21 protein-coding genes and 1 riboswitch are annotated in these 23910 nt (G+C 43.2%); of the genes, 8 read left to right on the top strand and 13 right to left on the bottom strand.

Annotated features, from left to right (window positions below; translation table 11 throughout):
• The first annotated feature begins 115 nt into the window (after nt 1–115).
• Nucleotides 116–601 carry a type 3 dihydrofolate reductase gene (folA, locus tag BO26_RS04160; RefSeq protein WP_036769074.1) on the top strand — a complete coding sequence of 162 codons (486 nt, stop codon included), beginning with the start codon at nt 116–118 and terminating at the stop codon, nt 599–601.
• Between the two features lie 42 nt (nt 602–643).
• On the opposite strand, the gene apaH is transcribed toward folA, so the two are convergent.
• From apaH to lptD, 6 genes are all read right to left on the bottom strand, one after another.
• Complete coding sequence (apaH, locus tag BO26_RS04155; protein WP_036769072.1) at nt 644–1474, bottom strand: bis(5'-nucleosyl)-tetraphosphatase (symmetrical) ApaH; 831 nt, start codon at nt 1472–1474, stop codon at nt 644–646.
• Between the two features lie 2 nt (nt 1475–1476).
• Nucleotides 1477–1854: a Co2+/Mg2+ efflux protein ApaG gene (gene apaG, locus BO26_RS04150; RefSeq protein WP_036769069.1), complete on the bottom strand. Its 378-nt coding sequence runs from the start codon at nt 1852–1854 to the stop codon at nt 1477–1479.
• 12 nt (nt 1855–1866) lie between these two features.
• Nucleotides 1867–2685, bottom strand: a complete 819-nt coding sequence (gene rsmA, locus BO26_RS04145; RefSeq protein WP_036769067.1) for a 16S rRNA (adenine(1518)-N(6)/adenine(1519)-N(6))-dimethyltransferase RsmA — start codon at nt 2683–2685, stop codon at nt 1867–1869.
• The gene (pdxA, locus tag BO26_RS04140) at nt 2678–3670 is read right to left on the bottom strand and encodes a 4-hydroxythreonine-4-phosphate dehydrogenase PdxA (protein WP_201771246.1); all 993 of its coding nucleotides are present in this window, start codon (nt 3668–3670) and stop codon (nt 2678–2680) included. The genes rsmA and pdxA overlap by 8 nt, the downstream gene beginning before the upstream one ends.
• Nucleotides 3657–4958 carry a peptidylprolyl isomerase SurA gene (gene surA, locus BO26_RS04135; protein WP_036769063.1) on the bottom strand — a complete coding sequence of 434 codons (1302 nt, stop codon included), beginning with the start codon at nt 4956–4958 and terminating at the stop codon, nt 3657–3659. The genes pdxA and surA overlap by 14 nt, the downstream gene beginning before the upstream one ends.
• A 69-nt stretch (nt 4959–5027) precedes the next feature.
• The gene (gene lptD / locus BO26_RS04130; protein WP_036769060.1) at nt 5028–7382 is read right to left on the bottom strand and encodes an LPS assembly protein LptD; all 2355 of its coding nucleotides are present in this window, start codon (nt 7380–7382) and stop codon (nt 5028–5030) included.
• 183 nt (nt 7383–7565) lie between these two features.
• Here lptD and djlA point away from each other — a divergent pair, with 183 nt between their 5' ends.
• Nucleotides 7566–8384 carry a co-chaperone DjlA gene (djlA, locus tag BO26_RS04125; protein WP_036769058.1) on the top strand — a complete coding sequence of 273 codons (819 nt, stop codon included), beginning with the start codon at nt 7566–7568 and terminating at the stop codon, nt 8382–8384.
• A 237-nt stretch (nt 8385–8621) separates the two neighbouring features.
• Here djlA and rluA read toward each other — a convergent pair whose 3' ends face one another.
• The 5 genes from rluA to thiB form a co-directional block, all read right to left on the bottom strand.
• Entirely contained in the window at nt 8622–9434 is an 813-nt protein-coding gene (gene rluA / locus BO26_RS04120) for a bifunctional tRNA pseudouridine(32) synthase/23S rRNA pseudouridine(746) synthase RluA (protein WP_236637254.1), read from the bottom strand.
• 80 nt (nt 9435–9514) lie between these two features.
• Entirely contained in the window at nt 9515–12421 is a 2907-nt protein-coding gene (gene rapA, locus BO26_RS04115; protein ID WP_036769133.1) for an RNA polymerase-associated protein RapA, read from the bottom strand.
• Nucleotides 12422–13074: 653 nt separating this feature from the next.
• A complete protein-coding gene (thiQ, locus tag BO26_RS04110) occupies nt 13075–13782 on the bottom strand; it encodes a thiamine ABC transporter ATP-binding protein ThiQ (RefSeq protein WP_036769055.1) in 708 nt (235 codons plus the stop codon).
• Nucleotides 13775–15379: a thiamine/thiamine pyrophosphate ABC transporter permease ThiP gene (gene thiP / locus BO26_RS04105; protein WP_036769053.1), complete on the bottom strand. Its 1605-nt coding sequence runs from the start codon at nt 15377–15379 to the stop codon at nt 13775–13777. The genes thiQ and thiP overlap by 8 nt, the downstream gene beginning before the upstream one ends.
• On the bottom strand, nt 15355–16368 hold the full coding sequence (thiB, locus tag BO26_RS04100) for a thiamine ABC transporter substrate binding subunit (RefSeq protein ID WP_036769051.1): 1014 nt from the start codon (nt 16366–16368) through the stop codon (nt 15355–15357). Before thiB ends, thiP begins: the two co-directional genes overlap by 25 nt.
• 75 nt (nt 16369–16443) lie before the next feature.
• Nucleotides 16444–16548: riboswitch (TPP riboswitch) on the bottom strand.
• 112 nt (nt 16549–16660) lie between these two features.
• On the opposite strand from thiB, the gene rppH reads away from it, so the two are divergent.
• From rppH to thyA, 4 genes are all read left to right on the top strand, one after another.
• A complete protein-coding gene (gene rppH, locus BO26_RS04095) occupies nt 16661–17191 on the top strand; it encodes an RNA pyrophosphohydrolase (RefSeq protein ID WP_036769049.1) in 531 nt (176 codons plus the stop codon).
• A 9-nt stretch (nt 17192–17200) separates the two neighbouring features.
• Nucleotides 17201–19447 (top strand): phosphoenolpyruvate--protein phosphotransferase, encoded by a 2247-nt coding sequence (gene ptsP / locus BO26_RS04090; RefSeq protein ID WP_036769048.1) that lies wholly within the window; start codon nt 17201–17203, stop codon nt 19445–19447.
• A 73-nt stretch (nt 19448–19520) separates the two neighbouring features.
• Entirely contained in the window at nt 19521–20396 is an 876-nt protein-coding gene (gene lgt / locus BO26_RS04085; protein WP_036769046.1) for a prolipoprotein diacylglyceryl transferase, read from the top strand.
• On the top strand, nt 20393–21187 hold the full coding sequence (gene thyA, locus BO26_RS04080) for a thymidylate synthase (RefSeq protein ID WP_036769044.1): 795 nt from the start codon (nt 20393–20395) through the stop codon (nt 21185–21187). Before lgt ends, thyA begins: the two co-directional genes overlap by 4 nt.
• Nucleotides 21188–21350: 163 nt before the next feature.
• Here the strand turns inward: thyA and BO26_RS04075 are convergent, their stop codons facing one another.
• Nucleotides 21351–21773: a helix-turn-helix domain-containing protein gene (locus tag BO26_RS04075; protein ID WP_036769042.1), complete on the bottom strand. Its 423-nt coding sequence runs from the start codon at nt 21771–21773 to the stop codon at nt 21351–21353.
• Nucleotides 21770–22081, bottom strand: a complete 312-nt coding sequence (locus tag BO26_RS04070) for a type II toxin-antitoxin system HigB family toxin (RefSeq protein WP_036769040.1) — start codon at nt 22079–22081, stop codon at nt 21770–21772. Before BO26_RS04070 ends, BO26_RS04075 begins: the two co-directional genes overlap by 4 nt.
• A 681-nt stretch (nt 22082–22762) precedes the next feature.
• Here BO26_RS04070 and BO26_RS04065 point away from each other — a divergent pair.
• Both BO26_RS04065 and BO26_RS04060 read left to right on the top strand, forming a co-directional pair.
• A complete protein-coding gene (locus BO26_RS04065; RefSeq protein WP_051690866.1) occupies nt 22763–23278 on the top strand; it encodes a prepilin peptidase-dependent protein in 516 nt (171 codons plus the stop codon).
• A gap of 42 nt (nt 23279–23320) precedes the next feature.
• Nucleotides 23321–23908, top strand: a complete 588-nt coding sequence (locus BO26_RS04060; protein ID WP_036769038.1) for a prepilin peptidase-dependent protein — start codon at nt 23321–23323, stop codon at nt 23906–23908.
• The last annotated feature ends 2 nt before the right edge of the window (nt 23909–23910 follow it).

Here is a 23910-nt window from a genome sequence, read left to right as displayed (position 1 = left end):
AATTAAGTATAAATTAATTTTTTATGCTTAAGAAAGCGTTGATCCTATCGACTGGGTACATCCCTTTCCGTATAGTGTCATCAATTTTTATACTATTTGCCTATAAGGTGACTTAATGAATATCAGCTTGATCGCTGCTTTAGCTATGGATCGGATCATCGGCATGGATAAGACAATGCCGTGGAATCTGCCGGGGGATCTGGCCTGGTTTAAACGTAATACACTGAATAAACCAGTCATTATGGGGCGAGTAACTTATGAGTCCATTGGCCGACCATTACCAGGACGGCTCAATATTGTACTGAGTAATCAACCGGGTGATGATGAGCGTGTAACCTGGGTAAGCTCAGTTGATGAAGCACTGGCTGTAGCAGGTGATGCTGAAGAGATTATGGTTATCGGCGGTGGTAAAATTTATAACCAATTTATCTCATTGGCTAACCGTATGTATCTAACTCATGTTGATGCAGAGGTGATAGGTGATACGTATTTTCCTGACTACGAACCAGATGAATGGGATTCTGAATTTACTGAATACCACGACGCGGATGAATTAAATTCTCACAGCTACTGCTTTGAGGTTTTACAACGACGTACCTAATTGATAAAACACGCCGATGGTTTTTTCACGGCGTGTCTGGTCTTAATACGACTTTTTTATTGCTGACAACGATGGTTGAGTAAAATATTGCTTATCTTCCCAACGCAGCATTGTCAGTTTGCCTCCCCAGCAACAACCGGTATCCAATGCATAAAATCTGCCCGGTGTTCCTTGACCTTCCAGTGATGCCCAGTGGCCGAAAACAATAGAATACTCTTCGGGGATCTGCTGAGGTAGCTTAAACCAAGGCTGTAGTGGCACAGGCGCATTCTCGGGTTTATCCTTGCAAACCATATCTAATTGACCATTAGGAAAGCAGTAACGCATACGTGTCAATGCGTTCGTACTGAAACGTAAACGTGCCAGTCCAGATAGCTCCGGCGACCAGTTGTTTGGCATATCCCCATACATTGAATCAATAAACAGGGGATAGCTGCTACTGCTGAGCATAGTTTCAACTTCGAGGGCGCACATTTTAGCGGTTTCCAGATCCCATTGAGGTGTGAGACCCGCGTGAGTCATGATCAGTTTCAGGTCATTGTCGATTTGTAATAGCGGTTGCTTACGTAACCAATTAATTAATTCGTCAGCATCTGGAGCAGATAGTAACTCATCGACTTTATCTTTGGGTTTATTACGGCTAATCCCGGCATAAACTCCCAATAAATGAAGGTCGTGATTGCCTAATACTATTTTTGCCGCTGAACCCAACTGTTTAACATATCGGAGAACATCAAGGGAATCAGGGCCGCGGGCAACAAGATCTCCTGTCAGCCACAATGTATCTCTATTGGGATCAAAATTGACTTTAGTTAATAAAGCACGTAATTCATGATAGCAGCCATGAATATCACCGATGAGATATGTAGACATAATTAATTAATCAAAGTTGGTATAGCCAGCCTAAAAACCGGAATGTCAACGCGGAATGAATCACCATTGTGATCGACCATTTCATAATGGCCTTCCATCGTACCCAAAGGTGTTTCCAATATAGCGCCACTAGTGTAACGGTATTCTGTACCTGGCAGGATTACTGGTTGCTCACCAACAACGCCTTCCCCTTGGACTTCAGTTTGATGGTTATCACCGTTGGTAATTAGCCAGTAACGGTTAAGCAGTTGAACCGGTTCGCGCCCAAGATTGCGGATAGTGATTGTATAGGCAAAAACGAAACGTTGTTGTTCGGGAGACGATTGGCTTTCTACATAAACACTTTGTACTTGAATAGAAACTCTGGGCGCATTAATCATGATTGACTCCTGTTATAACTGCATTTCAGGTTGTTCCGATAGATAGTTTGCCATTTTGCAGTATTGTTCAACAGAAATATTCTCTGCACGTGTACTTGAGTCGATACCAAATCCGGTGAGTTGTTCCACAGTGAAAAGATCACCCAGGCTGTTACGGATAGTTTTACGCCTTTGGTTGAACGCTTGAGTGGTGATCCTGCTCAGCATACGAATATTTTTGACCGGGTAAGGTATGCTTTTATGCGGTATCAGACGTACAACGGCTGAATCGACTTTAGGTGCGGGAGTAAATGCTGTTGGTGGTACTTCCAGCACCGGAATAACCTGACAGTAGTATTGGGCCATGACACTTAAACGTCCAAAGGCTTTACTGCCGGGACCAGCTACCAGACGGTTAACGACCTCTTTTTGCAGCATAAAATGCATATCAGCAATAGCATCAGTATAGCTAAAAAGGTGGAACATTAATGGCGTAGAAATATTATAAGGTAAATTACCAAAGACCCGCAGTGGCAGCCCTCTTTGTTGAGACAGTTCGCCAAAATTAACGGTCATTGCGTCTTGTTGGATAATGGTAAGTTTATCTTTTAGTTGTGGATGAACTTGCAGGCGCGCTGCCAGATCTCGGTCAAGTTCAACCACAGTCATTTTATCCATGCGCTTTCCAACCGGTTCAGTCAATGCACCAAGACCAGGGCCAATTTCCAACACGGCCTGGCCTGGTTGTGGGTTGATAGCTGCAACAATACTATCAATGACAAATTGATCGGTTAAAAAGTTTTGCCCGAAGCGTTTACGGGCGAAGTGCCCTTGGTGGACTCTGTTATTCATTACTGTTTTGTATCATTTTAATTGCTAAATTCAATGCGGTAATAAAGCTTCCCACATCAGCTTGACCTTTACCAGCCAATTCCAATGCTGTGCCATGATCGACAGAAGTACGGATAAACGGCAGGCCCAACGTAATATTCACAGCTCTGCCAAAACCTTGATATTTTAGCACAGGCAGCCCCTGATCGTGATACATCGAAAGGACAGCGTCAGCATGTTGAAGATATTTGGGCTGAAACAGGGTATCTGCTGGTAAGGGACCTTCCAGTACAATGCCTTCTGCTCTCAGACTTTCTAATGCAGGAATAATGACATCAATCTCTTCATGTCCCATATGACCGCTTTCTCCTGCATGGGGATTTAAACCACAAACATAAATACAGGGTCTTGGCAGGCCAAACTTTGTTTTTAAGTCATGATTAAGGATCGTGATGACTTCCCGCAAGCTATCGAAAGTAATGGATTTTGGCACATCAACAATGGGTAGATGGGTGGTTGCCAGAGCAACGCGGAGTTCCTCTGTAGCAAGCATCATGACAACCCGCTGGCATCCACTGCGATCGGCAAAGAATTCAGTGTGGCCGATAAAAGGCACACCAGCATCATTGATGTTTCCTTTATGAACTGGTCCTGTGACTAACGCTGAAAATTCTCCGCTCAAACAACCGTCACAGGCTCTTGCCAGAGTTTCAGTGACATATCTGCCATTTTCCCGATTTAGTTCACCAGCGACCACTGGCGAATGAAGAGGAACTGGCAATATTGTCAATGTTCCGGCAGCTTGTGGTTCTGGTGCTGTATTCGGAGAATATTCGTGTAATTGCAAAGGAAAATTGAGCTGTCTGGCTCTGTCCAGAAGTAAGTTGGGATCTGCACAGGCGACCAATTGTATTGGCCAACTTTGCTGAGCAAGAACGATAATTAAATCGGGCCCAACCCCGGCGGGCTCGCCGGGGGTAATAACAATAGGTTTATTGTTGTGCATCGCTGCCATCTAAAATTTTCACATAAGCTGAGGCACGTTGTTCTTGCATCCAGCTTTGTGCTTCTTCAGTGAATTTACGGTTGAATAACATACGGTAAGCACGATCTTTTTGGGTGACATCTGTTTTATCAACTTTGCGGGTGTCCAGCAGTTGGATCAGATGCCAGCCGAAAGATGAATGAATAGGTTGGCTGATTTCACCTTTATTCAATCGCATTAACGCGTCACGGAAAGCAGGGTCGAAAATATCAGGTGTACTCCAGCCGAGATCACCTCCACGCAAGGCTGAACCAGGATCTTCTGAAAACTCTTTTGCTGCATCGGCAAAATCAGTTTTTCCACTGCGAATATCGCTGGCGATTTGTTGCAACTTGGCTCGTGCTTGCTCATCGGTCATGACAGGAGAAATTCTCAGTAGAATATGGCGGGCATGAACTTCAGTAACTGCGATTGTTGCATTACCACCACGGATATCATTTACCTTGAGGATATGGAAGCCAACACCGGAACGAATTGGGCCAACGATAGCGCCTTTCGGTGCTGATTGTAGTTGTGCAGCGAACAGGGTTGGTAATTCCTGAAGCTTACTCCAACCCATATTACCGCCTTTCAGGGCTTGTGGATCAGCGGAATAGGCGATAGCCAATTTACCAAAATCAACGCCATTCTTGAGCTCAGACATAATTTTGTGTACTACTGCTGTGGCTTTTTCCATTTGTGCCTGATCAGGATTTTCTGGCAATGGGATCAGAATGTGGCTGATGTTCAGCTCACTATCATTAGCATTTTGGTTACTAATCTGTTTCGCTAAGGTATCGATTTCTTGCGGCAGGATCGTGACACGACGGCGAACTTCATTGTTGCGCACTTCTGCTATCAGCATCTCTTTACGAATCTGATTCCGGTAAGTATCGAAACTCATTCCGTCAGCAATGATACGGTGTTTCATTTGATCCACTGTTATGTGGTTCTGGGCTGCAATATTGGCAATGGTAGAGTTCAGTGTCTGATCAGAAATAGTGATCCCCATCTGCTTTGCCATTTGCAACAAGATATTATCCATAATCAGTCGCTCAAGGATCTGATGATGTAGCGTTTGTTCGTCCGGTATTTGCTGGCCAGCATGTTGTGCATCCCGTCTAACGGACTGTAAGAGGTTGTTGATGTCGCTTTCCAGAACTACCCCGTTATTAACAACCGCAGCAATTTTATCCATTTGTTGAGGCGCAGCGAAGGCAGTACTTACTGAAAACATCAATCCAAGAATGAGAGTTCTCCAGTTCTTCATACTTTTTCCATCATATGTAAATTCCGCATTAGCGGATTTATAGTGTTTAATATCAAAGTGTTATTAACATCAAAATGCGCGTTGGTATGGCATGATGCCAGACTGCAACATTTTCTGGCTACCCAGACTATGATTGTTACTTAAGCCTCTGAGTTCAAAGTTAAATGACCATTTGTCGTCATATTCGCTACTATCATCTTTCCAGCCAATGATCTTGCGCTCATAGCCGACGTTAACTGCCCAGCAACAGGTATTGTATTGCAAGCCTACCAGCTGACTTGCGGGTTGCTGTTTCTTCGTATCATAGTAGTAAGCACCAACTAAACCCCAGCGATCATTTAACGGCCAGCTTGCAACTAAACCAATTTGAGAAATCCCTTGCTGAAATGCGGGGGCAGTTGCTACTTTTTGATCCCAGGTTCGCAAACGGGTTGCCTGGATATAATCTCGGTCAACAAAACGGTAGTTCAATTGCACAAGCCTATCATCATCACGGCGATATTCCAGTACAGCATTCCCCATTGTCACGCTGCTCAGGCGGCTATCGTACTGTAAGCCACCTTTCAAGCCCCAAGAATCATTAATCCTCCAGTAGGTGTCACCAGCCCAGGCCATCATATCTGACCCATCTTTACTATTGATGAGATTTTCCTTATTGGTACCAGTACGTGGGCGCTCAAAATAGTAAGTTTGACCTAATGACAGATTAAAACGTTCAACTAAATCTTCATCATAAATACGAGTGGTCAGACCGGTAGTAACCTGATTTGCGGATGAAATGCGGTCTAAACCACCGTAAAAGCGGTCACGGAACAGACCTGTATAATCAGCCTGTAACAGTGCCGAATCGTAGTTATTGATATTATCTTGGTTCTTATATGGCACATACAGATACTGAATCTGCGGCTCTAGCGTTTGGGTGTAATCGCTGTTCATATACATTGAACGTTCAAACACCATTTTGGCTTCACTTTTAAACTGTGGCAGAACCCGGTTAACAGATTCTTTTAACTCAGAATTTTTTCTGATGTCAGGAATATCCTGTTGATAGTGGGTTGCCATCAATTTAACTTCGTTATTGATACTGGCCCAGCCATTGGAGAGCGGCAGATTAATGGATGGTTCCAGATGCCAACGGGCTGCTTCAGGGTTATTTTTCTCCGTGCTGGTAAGTTTTACCACTTGACCATGGATACGAAAATCAAATGGACCCAGATCGTTTTTATAATAATTCAGATCCAATTGTGGCTCTGCTCGATAAGCATTTTTGTTACCGCCGGTTGAGAATATCTGGAACTGTTTAGTTGATAATGTGGCATTCCAGTTTTGTTGAGCATATCCCAAGCTGAATTTTTGTGTAGCGTAGCCATCAGTGGTAGAGCCATATTGAGAAGAGAAGTCAGAAAAATATCCAGGATCGCTGACCTTGGTATAGTCGATATTAAAACGCCATACCTGATCCATAACACCACTATGATTCCAGTAAAATAACCAGCGATTATCACTCTCTCTGGCAGTACGAGTTCCGGTCTTTTTATCCTCGATATACTGTTTGTCATTATTCAGCCAGTCCAGTGCCAGTGTACCTGTACCTGCTTTAGTTAAATAACGGAATTCATTATTCAGTTTTAAACCGCGTTGACTGATATAGTGCGGCGTAATCGTAGCATCGTAATTTGGTGCGATATTCCAGTAATAGGGCAGCAGAAATGTAACGCCGTCATTTTTGGAATAGTTGGCGTTAGGAATAAGAAAACCGGAGCGGCGTTTACTACCGATCGGTAATTGAAGATATGGACTGTAAAATATCGGAACATTAACTACTCTGAAACGAGCATTCCATATTTCGGCCACTTCTTCTTCACGGTCGAGAATGACTTCAGAACCAACAACGCTCCAACTATCATTACCCGGCAGGCAAGAAGTAAAAGTACCGTTATCCATAATGGTATAACGGTTTGCACCGCGTAACTTCATTTTATCTGCGGTACCACGCCCCTGACGCCCGACCATTTGATAATCACTTTGCTCAACATCTGTATCTTTATTATTTAAATTAGACCAGGCGCGTGGACCTTTTAGAATAATTTGCGGATCATTGTAATGAACATTACCCGTTGCAGTAACAGTCCTTACTGGAACTTCACCTTCTGTTTGATCAAGTTGTACCTTATCTGCGGTCAATGTTTTATTACCTTGCTTAACATTGACATTACCGCTGAACTCAGCAGAGCGTGGATAATCTGCACGTGAATCATCAGCCAGAATATTGACAGGTAATTGATTGGGATCGCCATTAATGATTGGCTGATCATAGATAGGTATACCCAGCATACATTGTGCTGCGAGATCAGCATGTGCATGCTGACTATAAAGTGCGGCCCATACCGTTGTGGCCAGCAAAGTTGGATAACATTTCTTCATAGATATTTATGCGGTTCCGTCATCAGTGGCATTATGCCGGCAAACCTCAAGAGACTAGCGCACTCGATGAATATGCGCCAGCGTAAAGTCACACCTTTACTTATCTTGCCGTTAGGCACGGAGCTGAATGAATAGTATGATAATGCAAAATTGCGCTCAGGGCATTGGTGAATTGAGGAGTATATGCATTATTGGGGAAAATTGGTTGGATTGATCTTTGGCGTGATATCTGGAGCAGGTTTCTGGGGCATTGTCATTGGTTTATTTATCGGTCATATGTTTGATAGGGCCAGTGTACGCAGAAGCCAGGGGTTTTTTGCAAATAATCAGTCTCGTCAGACACTATTTTTTAGTAGTACTTTTCAAGTGATGGGGCATATAACTAAATCAAAAGGACGGGTAACTGAAACAGATATCCAGCTCGCCAGCCGGTTAATGGACCGAATGCAACTTCATGGGCAAGCTCGAATAGCGGCTCAGCAAGCTTTTCGTGAGGGTAAAGAGCCCAATTTTCCTTTGCGTGAGACATTGAGACAATTACGTCGTGCCTGTTTTGGACGGTCTGATTTAGTGCGGATGTTTTTGGAAATTCAGTTACAGACTGCATTTTCTGATGGTCAGTTGCATCCGAATGAGAGGAAAGTGCTGTTTATCATAGCTGATGAACTTGGGATCTCTCGTAACCAATTTGAACAATTCCTTGCCATGATGGAAGGTGGCCGCAATTTCGGTGGTGGCGAAGAGTGGCAACAACAGTATGGTGGCTATCAGAGAGCCGCTCAGGGGCCAACATTGGCAGATGCTTGTAAGGTACTGGGTGTAGCTGAAAATGACGATGTGACAATGATTAAACGCGCCTATCGCAAACTGATGAGTGAGCACCATCCAGATAAGCTGGTGGCAAAAGGTTTACCACCGGAAATGATGGAAATTGCTAAACAAAAAGCCCAGTCAATTCAGGCTGCGTATGATCTCATTAAAAAAGAAAGAGGTTTTAAGTAATCGAATTTTCTTTTTAAAAAACATTTTATTAAATACATAGGGGAATAACCTCCCCTACCGTTATTGAGTTTATTTTTTAATTCTCTAAAATATTAGATGTTTTTATGATTTATTTTTTACTTTAACTAAAGGGGGATACAAAAGATGGCAAATATCCGTGCTCTCTTGGGTGGTTTTGGCGTAGCTTTGTGTTTGATATTGGCTTCATTAGATTCGATTACTGTATTTGTCAACTGATTAAAAATCAGCTGTGCATTGAAAATGCATTGGAGTTCCATGGGCCGGGTGGGTGATATATAGCTCCTGTGCATGTAATTGCAGGCGAGGCGCCATTGCTCTTGCCTGCTGATGAGCATAAAACCGGTCTCCCAGAATAGGGTGCTCAAGAGCTAGCATATGTACTCTAAGCTGATGTGAACGACCTGTTATTGGTGAGAGCTTAACTCTGGTTGCTTGATCTTCGTAAGCGAGTACTTCATATTCAGTCTGCGCTGATTTCCCAGTTTCAAAACACACTTTCTGCTTTGGTCGGTTTGGCCAGTCACAAATCAGGGGAAGATCAACTGTGCCAGTTTCTGGCTTTAGATATCCCCAAACTCGCGCAATATAGGTTTTTTTCGGTTCCCGTTCACGGAACTGGCGCTTCAATTCACGCTCTGCATCTTTGGTCAGTGCAACTACCATTATGCCGCTGGTTGCCATATCCAACCGGTGAACAGATTCTGCAGCAGGAAACTGTTGTTGTATCCGCGTCATAATGCTGTCTTTGTGTTCCTCTGTTCGGCCAGGAACAGAGAGTAGCCCACTGGGTTTATTGACCACAATAATATGCTGATCCTGATAGAGCACATGTAGCCAGGGATTGGTGGGAGGGTTATAAGCTTCCATTGAGACTCCGGTAGAGGACAGTATATACCTGTTATCTTTCAAGTTGCCTCTTTGTTGGCTGCACTCACTCACCTCGGTCACATAGTTAGCTATGCCTGGGGATTCGCTCCCTTGCCGTCGCGATGCATCTTGAAATCTATTGGGTATAGTGATATTGCTCATTAAAAAGTCAGATTGTCTGGGGAAATGCGGGAATGGGGTTTATTCCATCCCGCATGACATCCGAATATTTCTAACCTTTTTTACTGATGTGTAACAACAACAAGACGAATAGCATCCAGACGCCAGCTTGCTTGATTCAGGTTAAGTAGCAACTGTTGACGGTTAGACTCAATTGCTTCCAACTCATCATCACGGATATTTGGATTGACTGCCTTCAATGCTTCCAGACGGGAAAGTTCGACAGTGAGGTTTTCATCAGCTTCTTGCTTTGCCTGTTCAATCAATGCTTGAGCTTGAGCCTCTACCAAACCTTCTGCTTGTTGCAAAATAGCATGAACTTCTTTTTGCACGGCATTAACCAGCTTACTCGCGGTATGGCGGTTTACAGCATTCAGCTGGCGGTTAAAGCTTTCAAATTCTACCTGACCAGCCAGATTATTACCTTTCAAGTCCATCAGTATTCGCAATGGGGTTGGTGGAAGGAAACGGGTCAATTGCAGATGCTTTGGTGCTTGTGCTTCAACCACATAAATCAGCTCTACTAACAGCGTTCCAACAGGTAATGCTTTATTTTTCAAAAGAGAAACAGCACAGCTACCTGTATCGCCAGATAGAATCAAATCTAATCCGTTACGGATAATCGGATGTTCCCAACTAATAAACTGGGCATCTTCACGAGACAATGCCTGTTCCCGATCAAATGTAATAGTACAGCCATCTTGTGGCAACCCTGGGAAATCTGGGACTAGCATATGATCAGAGGGGGTGAGTACTATCATGTTGTCACTGCGATCTTCCTGATTGATACCAACGATATCAAACAAGTTAAGAGAGAAATTCACCAAATCAGTATCATTATCATACTCTGCAATTTTTTCTGCTAACAACAAACCGTGCTCTCCACCATTGGAATTCATTTCCAGCAGTCGGTCACGTCCTTGCTCTAGTTGTTGTTTGAGTTGTTCATGTTGTTGGCGACACTGATCAATAAATTCACCAAATTTTTCCTGCTCGTTCGGTTTGGCAAGATAATTTAGTAGAGTTTCGTAATAGTGATCGTAAATAGTACGCCCTGTCGGACAGGTGTGCTCGAATGCATCCAGACCTTCGTGGTACCAGCGGATCAAGACAGCTTGGGCGGTATTCTCCAGATATGGCACATTAATCTGGATATCACGGCTTTGGCCGATACGATCCAGACGTCCAATGCGCTGTTCCAGTAAATCTGGATTGAATGGTAAATCGAACATGACTAGTTGGTTGGCGAATTGGAAGTTACGACCTTCTGAGCCAATTTCGGAACACAGTAATACCTGAGCCCCCTCTTCTTCAGAAGCAAAGTAGGCGGCAGCGCGGTCACGTTCAACCAATGATAATCCTTCATGGAAAACAGCGCCGCGAATGCCTTCACGTTCACGCAGTACCTGTTCCAGTTGCAGAGCTGTGGTTGCTTTAGCACAAATTACCAGCACTTTTTCATTACGGTTTGCCGTCAGGAAACCAAGTAGCCATTCTACGCGGGGATCAAAATTCCACCAGGTGGCGTTTTCACCTTCAAATTCCTGATAAATCTGCTCTGGATAAAGCATATCCCTGGCACGAGATTCCAGCGATTTTTTAGCACCCATAATATCGGAGACTTTAATTGCTGTCTGATATTGGGCAGGCAGAGGCAATTTAATCTGATGCAGTTCCCTATGAGGGAAGCCTTTCACGCCATTACGGGTGTTACGGAATAGAATACGGCTGGTACCGTGGCGATCCATCAGCATGGAAATCAGTTCACGGCGTGCGGTTTCACTTTCATCATTATTACTGTTGGCTGCTTTCAGCAGAGGCTCAATATCCTGCTCACTAATCAGCTCACCCATCAGATTTAATTGATGATTATTAAGCTGTTCACCGGATAACAGCAGAGTGACAGCATCAGCAACCGGGCGATAGTTTTGTTGTTCGTCAATAAAAGCCTGATAATCATGGAAGCGGCTTGGATCAAGCAGGCGCAGGCGGGCAAAATGGCTTTCTTGTCCTAATTGTTCCGGGGTCGCAGTTAGCAGCAGTACACCTGGGATTTGTTCAGCCAATTCTTCAATAACTTGGTATTCACGACTTGGTGCATCTTCACTCCAGGCCAGATGGTGAGCTTCATCCACCACCATCAAATCCCAATTGGCTTCAAGCATATGCTCAAAACGTTGTTTATTACGGCGGACAAAATCCAGCGAGCACAACACCAATTGTTCTGTTTCAAATGGGTTATCGCTGTCGTGTCGTGCTTCGGTATAGCGGCTATCATCAAACAGGGCAAAGCGCAAATTGAAGCGGCGCAACATTTCTACCAGCCATTGATGTTGCAAGCTGTCCGGCACAATAATCAGAATACGTTCAGCACGACCCGCCATCAGCTGCTGGTGGATGATCATCCCGGCTTCGATAGTTTTACCTAAGCCAACTTCATCAGCCAGTAGCACCCTTGGGGCATAGCGTTTGCCTACTTCGTTAGCGATATGAAGCTGATGAGGGATCAGGCTTGCACGAATACCACGCAGACCGCTTTCAGCAAGTTTAAATTGTTCGCTTTGATATTTACGGGCACGAAAGCGCAGGGCAAAGCGATCCATCCGATCAATTTGACCCGCAAACAGGCGATCCTGTGGTTTGTTAAAGGTGAGCTTACTGTCGAGGAATACTTCGCGCAGACTGACATTTTCTTCCAGGGTATCAAGGCGTGTACCTGTATAAATAATCAGGCCATTTTCTTGTTGGACTTCATCTACTTTGAGTTGCCAGCCTTCGTGGCTGGTGACAACATCCCCTGAGTTGAACATCACACGGGTAATAGGGGAATCATTGCGTGCATAAAGGCGGTTTTCTCCGCTGGCAGGAAAAAGCAAAGTGACCATTCGTGCGTCCAATGCAACAACGGTTCCCAATCCAAGTTCGCTTTCTGTATCGCTGATCCAGCGTTGACCGAGGGTAAATGGCATAAATTTTGACTCAGTTTCTGTTAGATAAATGTTATTGATAGGTGAAGGACGACAGCTTTTTATTTGATCTAACGGAGATAATGGGCAGATGCAAAGATGCCCCATAAATCCCCTTATCACTCGTTAAAGGGGCGATATGTTAATGGAAGCAAAGCTAGTCGTCACCTGCAAAAAATAGTAATTAGCCAAATAGTGATTAGCTAAAAGGCATTACCCTCTGCCCGGTAGGTAAAGTTATAAAATTATCTTGTAAAAATAGCAAGATAGCATCAGAGATAGGCTGAAGTTGCTTATTGATATTGTGATCATAATCCAGCGGTGTACGCTGGTTTTTCTGCGGTACTAGCTCGGATTGTGTTCATCTGCCAGTCTTGCTGCTTTTACAATATGGTGGCACATTACGCTGATAGTCAGACAGTTTACGGCTCAACCTTTTACGGTAGGTTAGTTTATCATCAAATTTACCTTGTAGGATACTGGTAACATAGCTATGAATAAATTTCTGATAGGATTGCTCATAAAAAATTAGTGAATACAATTGGTTCTGGGAATCCAGCGCCAGAGGTGTCAGTCAGTGAGTGCAGCCAACAAAGAGGCAACTTGAAAGATAACAGGTATATCATTTATTCTGACGGCGATGACATTAATAACGCCTAATTAGAGTTGGCTTTCTTTCCCAAAATTGCCGCTTCAGGAGCAGTACCAGTAGCCAGTGCTTTTGTTAAACCGTCATAGTGAATATTGCCGTCAACGACTAATAAAGAGCGGTCAGCTATATGGGTGGCATCATCCAGATTATGTGAAACCATCAGCAATGTAAGTTGGCGTTCATTGCAAACTTGTTCCAGTAATATCAGCATTTCATTACGCAGTGCTGGGTCAAGGGCAGAAAAAGGCTCATCAAGTAATAAAATGGGTTGCTGGCGCACCAGACAACGCGCTAATGCGGCCCTCTGCCGTTGTCCTCCAGAAAGTTGAGCAGGCAGACGGGTAAGGCAGTCTTCCAACGAGACCTGGGAGACTATTTGCCGTAACGTCTGCTTCTGTTTGCTATTAAGGCGCAATCCGGGATGTAACCCCAGCCCAATATTTTGTTCAATTGTCAGGTGAGAAAAGAGGTTATTTTCCTGAAATAGCATGGATACAGGACGCTGAGCAGGGGGAGTACTGGTGTGATTTTCTCCATTCAGCCATAGGGAACCTTTTTTTGCTGTTTGAAAACCTGCAATCAGGTTCAGTAGCGTACTTTTACCTGCTCCACTGGGTCCAAGAATGGCGATACGTTCCCCTGCTTGAATCTGCAAGTCAAAGAGCATCACCAGATGTTCATAGGTGTAAGTCAGATTCTCAAGTTTAAGCATTACGTCGTCCTGGTAAGAGTTCAAGTAAACTAAACAGTATAAAACATAATAATAACAGCAATAAAGCGGTGATAGCGCCATCCTGACTACGGTAAGCCCCTATTTGCTGGTAAAGATAGAAGGGCAGTGTACGGAAATCTTCATTACCAAACAGAGCCACAATGCCAAAATCACCGATCGAGAGGACACAAGCAAAAGCCAGAGCTTGTGCTAGCGGAATTTTCAGTGCTTTCAGTTCAATCCAGCGTAGTCGGCTAATACCTTGAATATCCAGGGATCGGCACAGTGGATTATAGCGTGCAGCCAAATCTTTCATTGGATTATCCAGAACTTTCAGTGCATAAGGGATTGCCATTAACGAGTTAGTTAGAATCACCAGACCGTAAGGTGAACGGGGTAAGCCGATGGTATCGTTAAATAACAGAAAGAATCCTGTTGCCAGTACAATGCCGGGCATAGCCAGGATCAATAAACCACTTATTTCCATCGCTTGTCCCCAGCGGGGGGAGTGGCGCAGATATAGCTCGCGGCTGCTCCACAGCAACATCATAGTGAACAAAACACACAGAAATCCTGCACCTAAGGCAATGACAACTGAAGTAACAAACGCCTGCCACAATGCAGGCTGACGTAGTACGTTAAGTATCCCACTATTCAGGCCATCCACGACGACAGCCAGCAATGGTGGTACCAGCAGTAATAAGGCTGCGATAATTAACAAACAATCACAGATTTTTTTCGGCAAAGTATCTTGTGGGTTACGCCATTGTTGTTGGCTACTGTAGCCAACAGATAGAGCGCTGTTGAGCTTTTGGCTGAGGAGAACAAGGCTAAGGCAGCAGGTAAGCTGAATCAAAGCTAGCAAAGCCGCACGGTTAAGATCGTAGTCATAGCTTAACGCCTGATAAATTGCCAGCTCGACCGTCGTTGCAGCAGGGCCGCCACCTAAAGCAAGTACAGTGGCAAAACTGGCGAAACAGAGCATAAAAATCAGAGCACCTGTTGGCAGGAGCTGACGGCGCAGATAAGGCCATTCAACAAAACGGAAATGTTGCCATTCATTCATACCTAACTGAGCCGCTAGCTGCCGTTGTTCTACCGCAATATTCTCCAGTGATTGCAGTAAAAGTCGTGTTGCCAGTGGCATATTAAAAAAAATATGTGCCAGCAAAATCCCGGATAAACCATAAGGTGTGAAATGGTAATTGATACCGATCCACTCGCAAAACTGTGCCAGCCAGCCGACTCTGCCATAGACAGTCAGAATACCAAACAAAGCGACTAGTACGGGTAAAACCAGTGTCATTGCACACAGGCGCAAAAATAAGATTCGGCCTGGAAAATTGCGTCGGTAAAGCGCTCTGGAAAGAAAAATGGCTGGAATAATGGAAAACAGAGCTGACAGAAAAGCCTGCCAGAATGTAAAACGTACAATGTGCCAAAGATAGCTATCTTCTAACAGTAGGTGCCAATCACTTTCAGGTGCGTTAAACCAAAATGTACCGAACGCCAATAAGGCGATCAGGAGTAAAAAACCGGAGGCGATAGCCCCCGGCAACAGCCATCCGGCAATCAGTGGCTGACAGCGCTTTGCCATGTACGAATCCATTTGTTGCGGTGTTTGGCGACTTTTTCCGAGCTGTATTGCAGAGATTTTTCTGGTACTGAAAGCTGCGAATATACTTCAGGGAGCTGGATATCAATGACTGGATACATCCAGTTAGTAGTTGGGATTTCCTGTTGGAAAGCCGGAGTCAGCATAAATTGCATAAATTTTTGGGCAAGCTCCGGTTGCTTGCTAGACGCCAATTGAGCGGCAACTTCGATTTGTAGATAATGGCCTTCGCTGAAAGTTGCCGCAGCATAATTGTCTTTCTTCTCAAATAAGAGGTGATAACCCGGTGAAGAAGTGTAACTCAAGACCAAATCACTTTCCCCTTTCAGGAACAGACCATAAGCTTCACTCCAACCTTTAGTAACAGTTAGGGTTTTCTTAGCAAGTTTTTGCCAGGCTTGTTTGGCGTCATCACCATAAATCTTTTGCATCCACAACAATAAACCTTGTCCTGGTGTGCTGGTACGTGGGTCTTGATAGATAACTTTCCAATTATTGTGGCTGTTAACCAGCTCATCCATGCTTTTAGGTGGGTGTGGCAACTTATTTTTGTTGTAAATAAAGGCAAAATAGCCATAGTCATAAGGAATAAAGACATTGTTATGCCATTGCACAGGGAGTTTCAGTTTGCTGATATCCACTTTACTTTCAGTAAACAAACCTGTTTGTTGAGCGGCTTCAATTAAGTTGTTATCCAGCCCAAGAATAATATCAGCAGCGGTCTGTTTTCCTTCCATTCTTAGGCGATTAAGTAGAGATACACCGTCTTCCAGAGCGACCAGTTTCAGTTCACAGTCGCATTTAGCCTCAAACGCTTTTTTAATCGCAGGCCCTGGCCCCCATTCTGCGGCAAAAGAATCATAGGTATAAACAGTTAATACCGATTTTGCCTGTGCGATTTGGCTAAGTAACAAAGCAGAGGTTGGCAGTATTGTTAGTACGATTAATTTAGAAAATAACGTCTTAAACACTTTGCTCTCCTTAATTCAAGAGGATTGGCAAAGGATCTGAGTAAACGCTAAACGGAAAGATAATTTCCGTTGTGAAATGATTAGCAGCTCAAATCCCTACGCCGGTATTAGCCGGATCAGGTTCGGCGGGTTTACTCTCAGCAAGGCTGTTTTAAACAGCCAGCACCCCGTTGAGATGGCGCTATTGTAGAGATTTAGCTGGCTACTGCAAAGTCCATTGATAGAGGTTTACCACTTGAGGGTAGTATGAAACAATTAGGTATCTTTCAAATTTAGTTTATCGAGGTAGTCTGTGATCGATGATGATGGCTACCGCCCGAATGTAGGAATTGTAATTTGTAATCGGCAAGGCCAGGTTTTGTGGGCCCGTCGTTATGGGCAGCATTCTTGGCAATTTCCTCAGGGAGGCATTAATCCGGGGGAATCACCAGAACAGGCTATGTACCGGGAACTGTATGAAGAAGTTGGTTTAGGTCGGAAAGATGTACGTATTCTGGCTTCTACTCGTAATTGGTTACGTTACAAATTACCCAAGCGTTTGGTGCGTTGGGATACAAGACCTGTCTGTATTGGCCAAAAACAGCGGTGGTTTTTATTACAACTGCTTTGTAATGAAGAAGATATCAATGTGCAACACAGTAATACGCCGGAGTTCGATGGTTGGCGCTGGGTCAGCTATTGGTATCCTGTCCGGCAGGTGGTCTCTTTTAAACGTGATGTTTACCGGCGTGTGATGAAAGAATTTGCTTCGGCTGTAATGCCAATACAGGAAAACCTATCGCTGCCGCGTCCTTCATATTCTTATCGCCGTAAAAGAAGTTAGGTTAGCCCCATGTTGATGCGTTTACGGGAAATTGTTGAAAAGGTCGCTATGGCGACTAATCTAGCCGAAGCGCTTGAGCTATTGGTGAACGAAACTTGTCTGGCGATGAACACGGATGTGTGCTCTATCTACCTTGCTGATCATCAACGGCGGTGTTATTACCTGATGGCTACTCGGGGATTGCAGAAACCCCGGGGAAGGGCTATCAGTCTGGCTTTTGATGAGGGGGTAGTTGGACAAGTTGGTCAATTATCTGAACTGATCAATCTAGCTGATGTACGTAGTCATCCAAGTTTCAAATACTTACCTCAGGTTAAAGAAGATGACTTCCGCGCTTTTCTGGGGGTTCCGGTTATTTATCGTCGCCAGTTACAAGGTGTTTTAGTCGTTCAGCAGCAGGAACAACGTTTGTTCAATGAAAGCGAAGAGTCTTTTATGGTGACGTTGGCGACGCAACTGGCTGTGATTCTTGCTCAGGCTCAAACAAAAGGCTTGTTTGGCCATTACCGACAAACCAGAATTAAAGCATTGGCAATTTCCAATGGAATAGTCATGGCTCAAGGTTGGCAGGATTGTTCCCAACCTTCACTTGAACAAATTTTTGAAGCATCAACTCTTGATCATGCAGCAGAACGTTCTCGGCTGATTAAAGCACTGGAAGATACGACAGCAGAATGCCGGCGGCTGAGTAAGCGCTTTACTTCTGGTTCTCAGAAAGAGACTGCTGCTATTTTTGATCTCTATTCCTACATTTTGAATGATCCCCAATTAAAACAAGATCTGTTTTCCTGTGTTGAACAGGGATATGTTGCACAATGGGCTGTTAAACAAGTTATTGAAAAATATGCGGGGCAATTTGCTGGTTTGCAGGATGCCTATATGCGGGAGAGGGCATCAGATCTACGGGCACTTGGGCAGCGGTTACTATTTCATCTGGATGATTCACTTACTGTCAGCCATCAGTGGCCTGAGTGGTTTATTCTGGTTGCTGATGAATTGAGTGCTAATTTGTTGGCAGAAATGCCGCAGGAAAGATTGGCAGGGGTTATTGTTCGTGATGGCGCAACTCACTCACACTCTGCCATATTGGTTCGTGCAATGGGTATCCCTGCGATTATGGGTGCTGATATTCAACCAGAACTTCTTCACAATCGTATGCTTATTCTTGATGGTTTCCGCGGAGAAGTCTTTATTGAACCTGAACCACTAATTTCTCAGGAATATAAGCAGATAATCGAAGAGGAAAAAGCGCTGAGTAAGCTGGCTGAGGGAAATGTTGATCAGGAAGCCCGGCTCAAAAGTGGTGAGCGTGTTCTTGTTCAGCTTAATGCCGGTTTAAGCCTGAAATATGAATTACAGATAGTTGATAGTATTGATGGTGTTGGTCTATATCGAACCGAAATACCTTTTATGTTGCACAGTGGTTTCCCTTCAGAAGATGAGCAAAAAGCCCGTTATCAGGAGATGCTACAATTATTTCCCGATAAACCTGTGGTATTACGTACACTGGATATTGGTGCAGATAAGCAACTACCTTACATGCCGATTAGGGAAGAAAATCCTTGTTTGGGGTGGCGTGGGATACGAGTAACGTTGGATCAACCGGAAATTTTTCTTATTCAGCTGAGAGCAATGTTCAGAGCTAATGTCAAGACGGGTAATTTGAAAATACTGTTGCCAATGGTGACCAGCATAGAGGAAGTTGATGAAGCTAGGTGCTTGATAGACAGAGCGAAAGAGGAAGTTGAACAAATTTTGGTGCGCCAAATACCTATGCCACAGCTTGGTGTAATGATTGAGGTTCCTTCGGTTATTTTTCTGCTGCCACAATTAAAAAACAGGGTCGATTTTGTTTCGATTGGAACTAATGATCTGACACAGTATCTGTTAGCTGTAGACAGAAATAACACTCACGTTGCTCCCCTTTATGATTGTTTGCATCCGGCTGTAATTCGGGCATTAAAATTGGTATTTGAAAATAGCCAGCGAGCAGATCTTGCTATTAGTATTTGTGGTGAGATGGCGGGTTCTCCTATGGGAGCTTTGATATTGATTGGCCTTGGTTATCGCAGTTTGAGTATGAGTGGCTGTAGTGTGCCAAGGATTAAATATTTATTACGCCACCTGGAGATGGTTCAGGTTGAAAAGTTAATGGCCGAAGTACTACGGGCTGAAACTAGCGCAAGAGTAAAGGAGCTATCTGCAACATTTATGGAGCAGCATGGGGTTGGCGGTTTGGTCAGAGGTGGCATTTAATCCGTTTAATGGTCAGTGCTGTAATTCACAATCATTTGCCTCAGGGCATTAATTTTAAATTAAGTGGGGAACGATGAGTAACAGCTACCTGGCATTTCCTAATATTGACCCGGTGATTTTTTCAATAGGTCCTGTATCCCTCCATTGGTATGGTTTTATGTACTTGGTAGGGTTTGTATTCGCCATGTGGCTGGCAACACGCAGGGCAGCAAAACCAAATAGTGGTTGGACAAAAAATGAAGTAGAGAACTTACTCTATGCGGGTTTTGTTGGTGTTTTTGTTGGTGGTCGTCTTGGTTACGTGCTGTTTTATAATCTCCCGGTATTTCTCGATAATCCTCTTTATCTATTTAAAGTCTGGGATGGAGGAATGTCTTTCCACGGTGGTTTGATTGGGGTTATTTGTGCCATGTGGTGGTTTGGCCGTAGAACTAAACGCCATTTCTTACAAGTTTCTGACTTTGTTGCACCGTTAGTACCTTTTGGTTTAGGTATGGGAAGAATCGGTAATTTCATCAATGGCGAATTGTGGGGACGTGTCACATTGGATACGCCATGGGCTATGTTGTTCCCTGGTTCCCGTGGTGAAGATATTGCCCTGGCGGCGGCTGATCCCTCATTGCTATCAATACTTGAACAATATGGTGTTCTTCCCCGCCATCCTTCACAGCTCTATGAAATGATGTTAGAGGGGATTGTCCTGTTTATTATTTTAAATTTATTTATCCGTAAACCTCGTCCAATGGGTAGTGTTTCTGGCTTATTCTTAATTGGTTACGGTGCTTTCAGGATAATAGTCGAATTCTTCCGTCAACCGGATGCACAACTGGGATTATTTGATGGGATCAGTATGGGACAGATTCTTTCTATTCCGATGATTTTGGCAGGAATTTTAATGATGGTATGGGCATGTAAATGCCAAGGTAATAAGGTACGAGAGGTAAAATGAAACAGTATCTGGACTTAATGAAAAGAGTGCTTGAAGAGGGCACTTCGAAAGCAGACCGCACCGGGACTGGAACTGTCTCCATTTTCGGGCATCAGATGCGTTTCAATTTGCAGGATGGTTTCCCGCTGGTTACAACTAAACGTTGCCATATTCGCTCGATTATTCATGAGCTGCTTTGGTTCCTTAATGGTGATACGAATATTCAATATCTGCATGATAATAGTGTCACTATTTGGGATGAATGGGCGGATGAAAACGGCGATTTGGGACCTGTGTACGGTAAGCAATGGCGTGCGTGGGGGGCTGCGGATGGCCGCCAAATCGACCAATTGAAGACTGTACTGGAACAGCTTAAAAGTGATCCAGATTCACGTAGAATTATCGTTTCGGCTTGGAATGTGGGTGAACTGGATAAAATGGCATTAGCGCCATGCCATGCTTTTTTTCAGTTTTATGTTGCTGATGGCAAACTTTCTTGTCAGCTTTACCAGCGTTCTTGCGACGTATTCCTTGGTTTGCCGTTCAATATTGCCAGTTACGCATTACTGGTTCATATGATAGCGCAGCAGTGTGATTTGAAAGTGGGTGATTTTGTTTGGACCGGTGGTGACACGCATCTTTATAGTAACCATATGGAGCAGACGCAATTACAACTCAGCCGCGAGCCGCGTTCATTGCCAAAACTGGTGATTAAACGTAAACCAGAGTCACTTTTTGATTATAAATTTGATGACTTTGAAATTGTTGATTATGACCCGCACCCAGGAATAAAGGCGCCGGTTGCTATTTAGCAAAAACCGCCGTAAACCTTTGCCCAGTGCGGACGGGAATATAAAGCGAAAAGCCTAAATGGCTTTCAGACCGCTGACAAACCCCATTATTTTCAATGGGGTTTGTCAGCGGTCTGAGGGAGACAATTTATTATAAATTGTCTCCCTGAGGGAACAGATAACGCTAATCGATAAAAACTGCACTAGAAACCTTAAAGCGTGTACTCAAGGCTTTTATATGGGTTACTGTCAGCGACCTCGTTCCACTCAGAATTTGTGATACGAGGGAAGCTCCCCCGATTTCGTTTTTAAGGTCGGCTTGTTTAAGGCCGTGTTGATCCATCAAAACCCTCAGGGCTGCAACCCCCGTGGGAATATTTTCAATAGCCCGGTTAAATTCTGCAAATTCAGGGGCAGTATCTTCATAGCGTTCAATTGCAGTAGCTAGAATTTCAATTAACCCTTTGTTATTTTCATAGTTTTTAAAAAGCTCATCAATCAAATCCAGTGCTTCTTTGTGCTGTTCTGAGGTATTGATGTAGGTCAGCCAAGGGATCTCTGAAAACAGAGCGTTAGCCCGTTCCTGGACGACTACAAAATTGATCATGCTCTGTTTCTCCGGTAGTAGTCGGTTAACTTGTCGTATTCTGTGTGGGATACGATGTGTTTAATGTAACAGTGCCCCATTGAAAACTCGATAAAGGCCAGTAACCGAACATTGTTACCACCAATATCAATACACCACCATCGAGCGCGATACTTAAAACGATCAAGACTGGGGAAATACTGCTGTAATTCAAGCGGGGTTTTGACATTTAGTGACTTAAGTAGGAGATATACACCCTGTATAGCGTCACGTTCATTGGGGAAACGCTTTTGCGCCTCAATAAATGGTGTTCTGGATATAACCCGCATGGTTCCCCTTCCTTAGTTGTTCAAATAGTATACTCTAAAAACAAAATTTTACAATATGTGAATTTTTATTTTGCAAAATGTGAATATTAAATGGATGTTGATATTAATAAAATAGACTTTACAGGGATCGGTACCGAAATTGTTTAAGGCACCAACCAGAATGGCCATTGGTCAAACATGTCCTGGTGGGCTCATTGTGCTTAGGGCCTATAGAAAGAGTCATTGCTGATATCTATACCCGTTTCTTTCAAGTTGCCTCTTTGTTGGCTGCACTCACTCACCCTGGTTACATAGTTATCTATGCTGCCGGGGATTCGCTCCCTTACCGTCGCAATGCATTTTGCATATATTCTTTGATTAATTATTTTTCGGCCTGATATTATTTATCTTTATATAACTCTTTAATAAAATGAGTTTCTTATTTGAAAATACATTATTTTTTCTCCGATTGCATTTTTGGAGTCCATTTTTCTCATAATCATGTGAATTTACTGTGTATTACAATAATAAGAAACAAAAATGTTTATCCTTATTGATTTTTGCGAAGCTCTACGCAATTTAAATGTAACAATAATATGTTGTTATTTTTTTATTGATGCGTACTCGCATAAAGTCCAATTGTATCTTTATTATGTCTTTAAAATAAATAGAATGTCTTACGAAAGGATATAGGAATTACTAATGGGAAATGATATTAATATAATTGGCAGTTATGGTATAGATAATCAATTAGGTTTTTCTTTATTGGAATTGATGATTGTTATTGTTTTGGTTTCAATATTTTCTTTATGGGGAGTAAAAGAATGGAGTAATCATCAAGAAAGGACTAGATTACAGGAATCAGTACAGAAGATATTGACATTTATAGCCAGGCAGCAATCTTTAGCAAACTATCTGAACAAAGAGGTGGTACTAGGGTTAAAAACGGGTAAAGATTGGTGCATAGTACTTTCTAATACCGCATCTGTTGATTGTGATTTGACGAATATAGAGGGAATAAAATCACCTTATCAGGATGTTGTTATAAGTTCAGCAACTAAGGAACAGATAGCGTTTCATGGGATAAGAAACACGATGATACCTGCGAGTTTTACTTTGGCGAATTCCGCTGGTGAAATATCTGTTATTTTTTCTTCACGAGGTAGGGTAAGAGCATGTAGTAATAATAAGTTTAATAGTATTCCAGCTTGTGGTTAATTATGTTTTTTCCTATACAATAAATGGTGTTATATTGGAATAATGAAAAATAAAAAACAAACTGGAATGACATTATTAGAAGTGATTGTAGCAATGGCTATTGGTAGTATTATTTTAATGGCGATTGCCAAAAGTTATCCGGTTTTCACCAGACAAATAATGGAATTATATCAGCGATATCGTTTGGCTTACTTCGTTAAACAAACATTGCATATTATAGAGAAAGACATTCGTCGCGCTGGATATTGCCAACATTATTGCGATGGGAATCCGATATTCATCAATAATAAAAGTGATGAAAGTGAGAACTCATGCCTGATTATTGCTTATGATCTTAACATTAATAACCGATGGGAGCTACCAGAACACAGTGAATCAGAATTCTTCGGCTATCGTCTTAGTAATAAGTCTGTCGAGTGGAAAAGAGGCGCTGGTAACTGCCAGGAAAATGGTTGGGAAAGATTATTTGATCCAAATGAAATAGGAATAGATTCATTTACAATTGAAAAATTACGAACAAACGATGGCTTAGTTTTTATTAAATTGATGCTGATTGCACGTTGGTTTAAACATCCATCAATAAACTACCAATATCAGGCAGTAATACGTTTGCGCAATATCAGGGAATAGGT

Origin of the sequence: Photorhabdus australis DSM 17609, assembly GCF_000711895.1 — a bacterium.
GTDB lineage: Bacteria > Pseudomonadota > Gammaproteobacteria > Enterobacterales > Enterobacteriaceae > Photorhabdus > Photorhabdus australis.
This window is presented reverse-complemented; position numbering and strand designations above follow the sequence as displayed.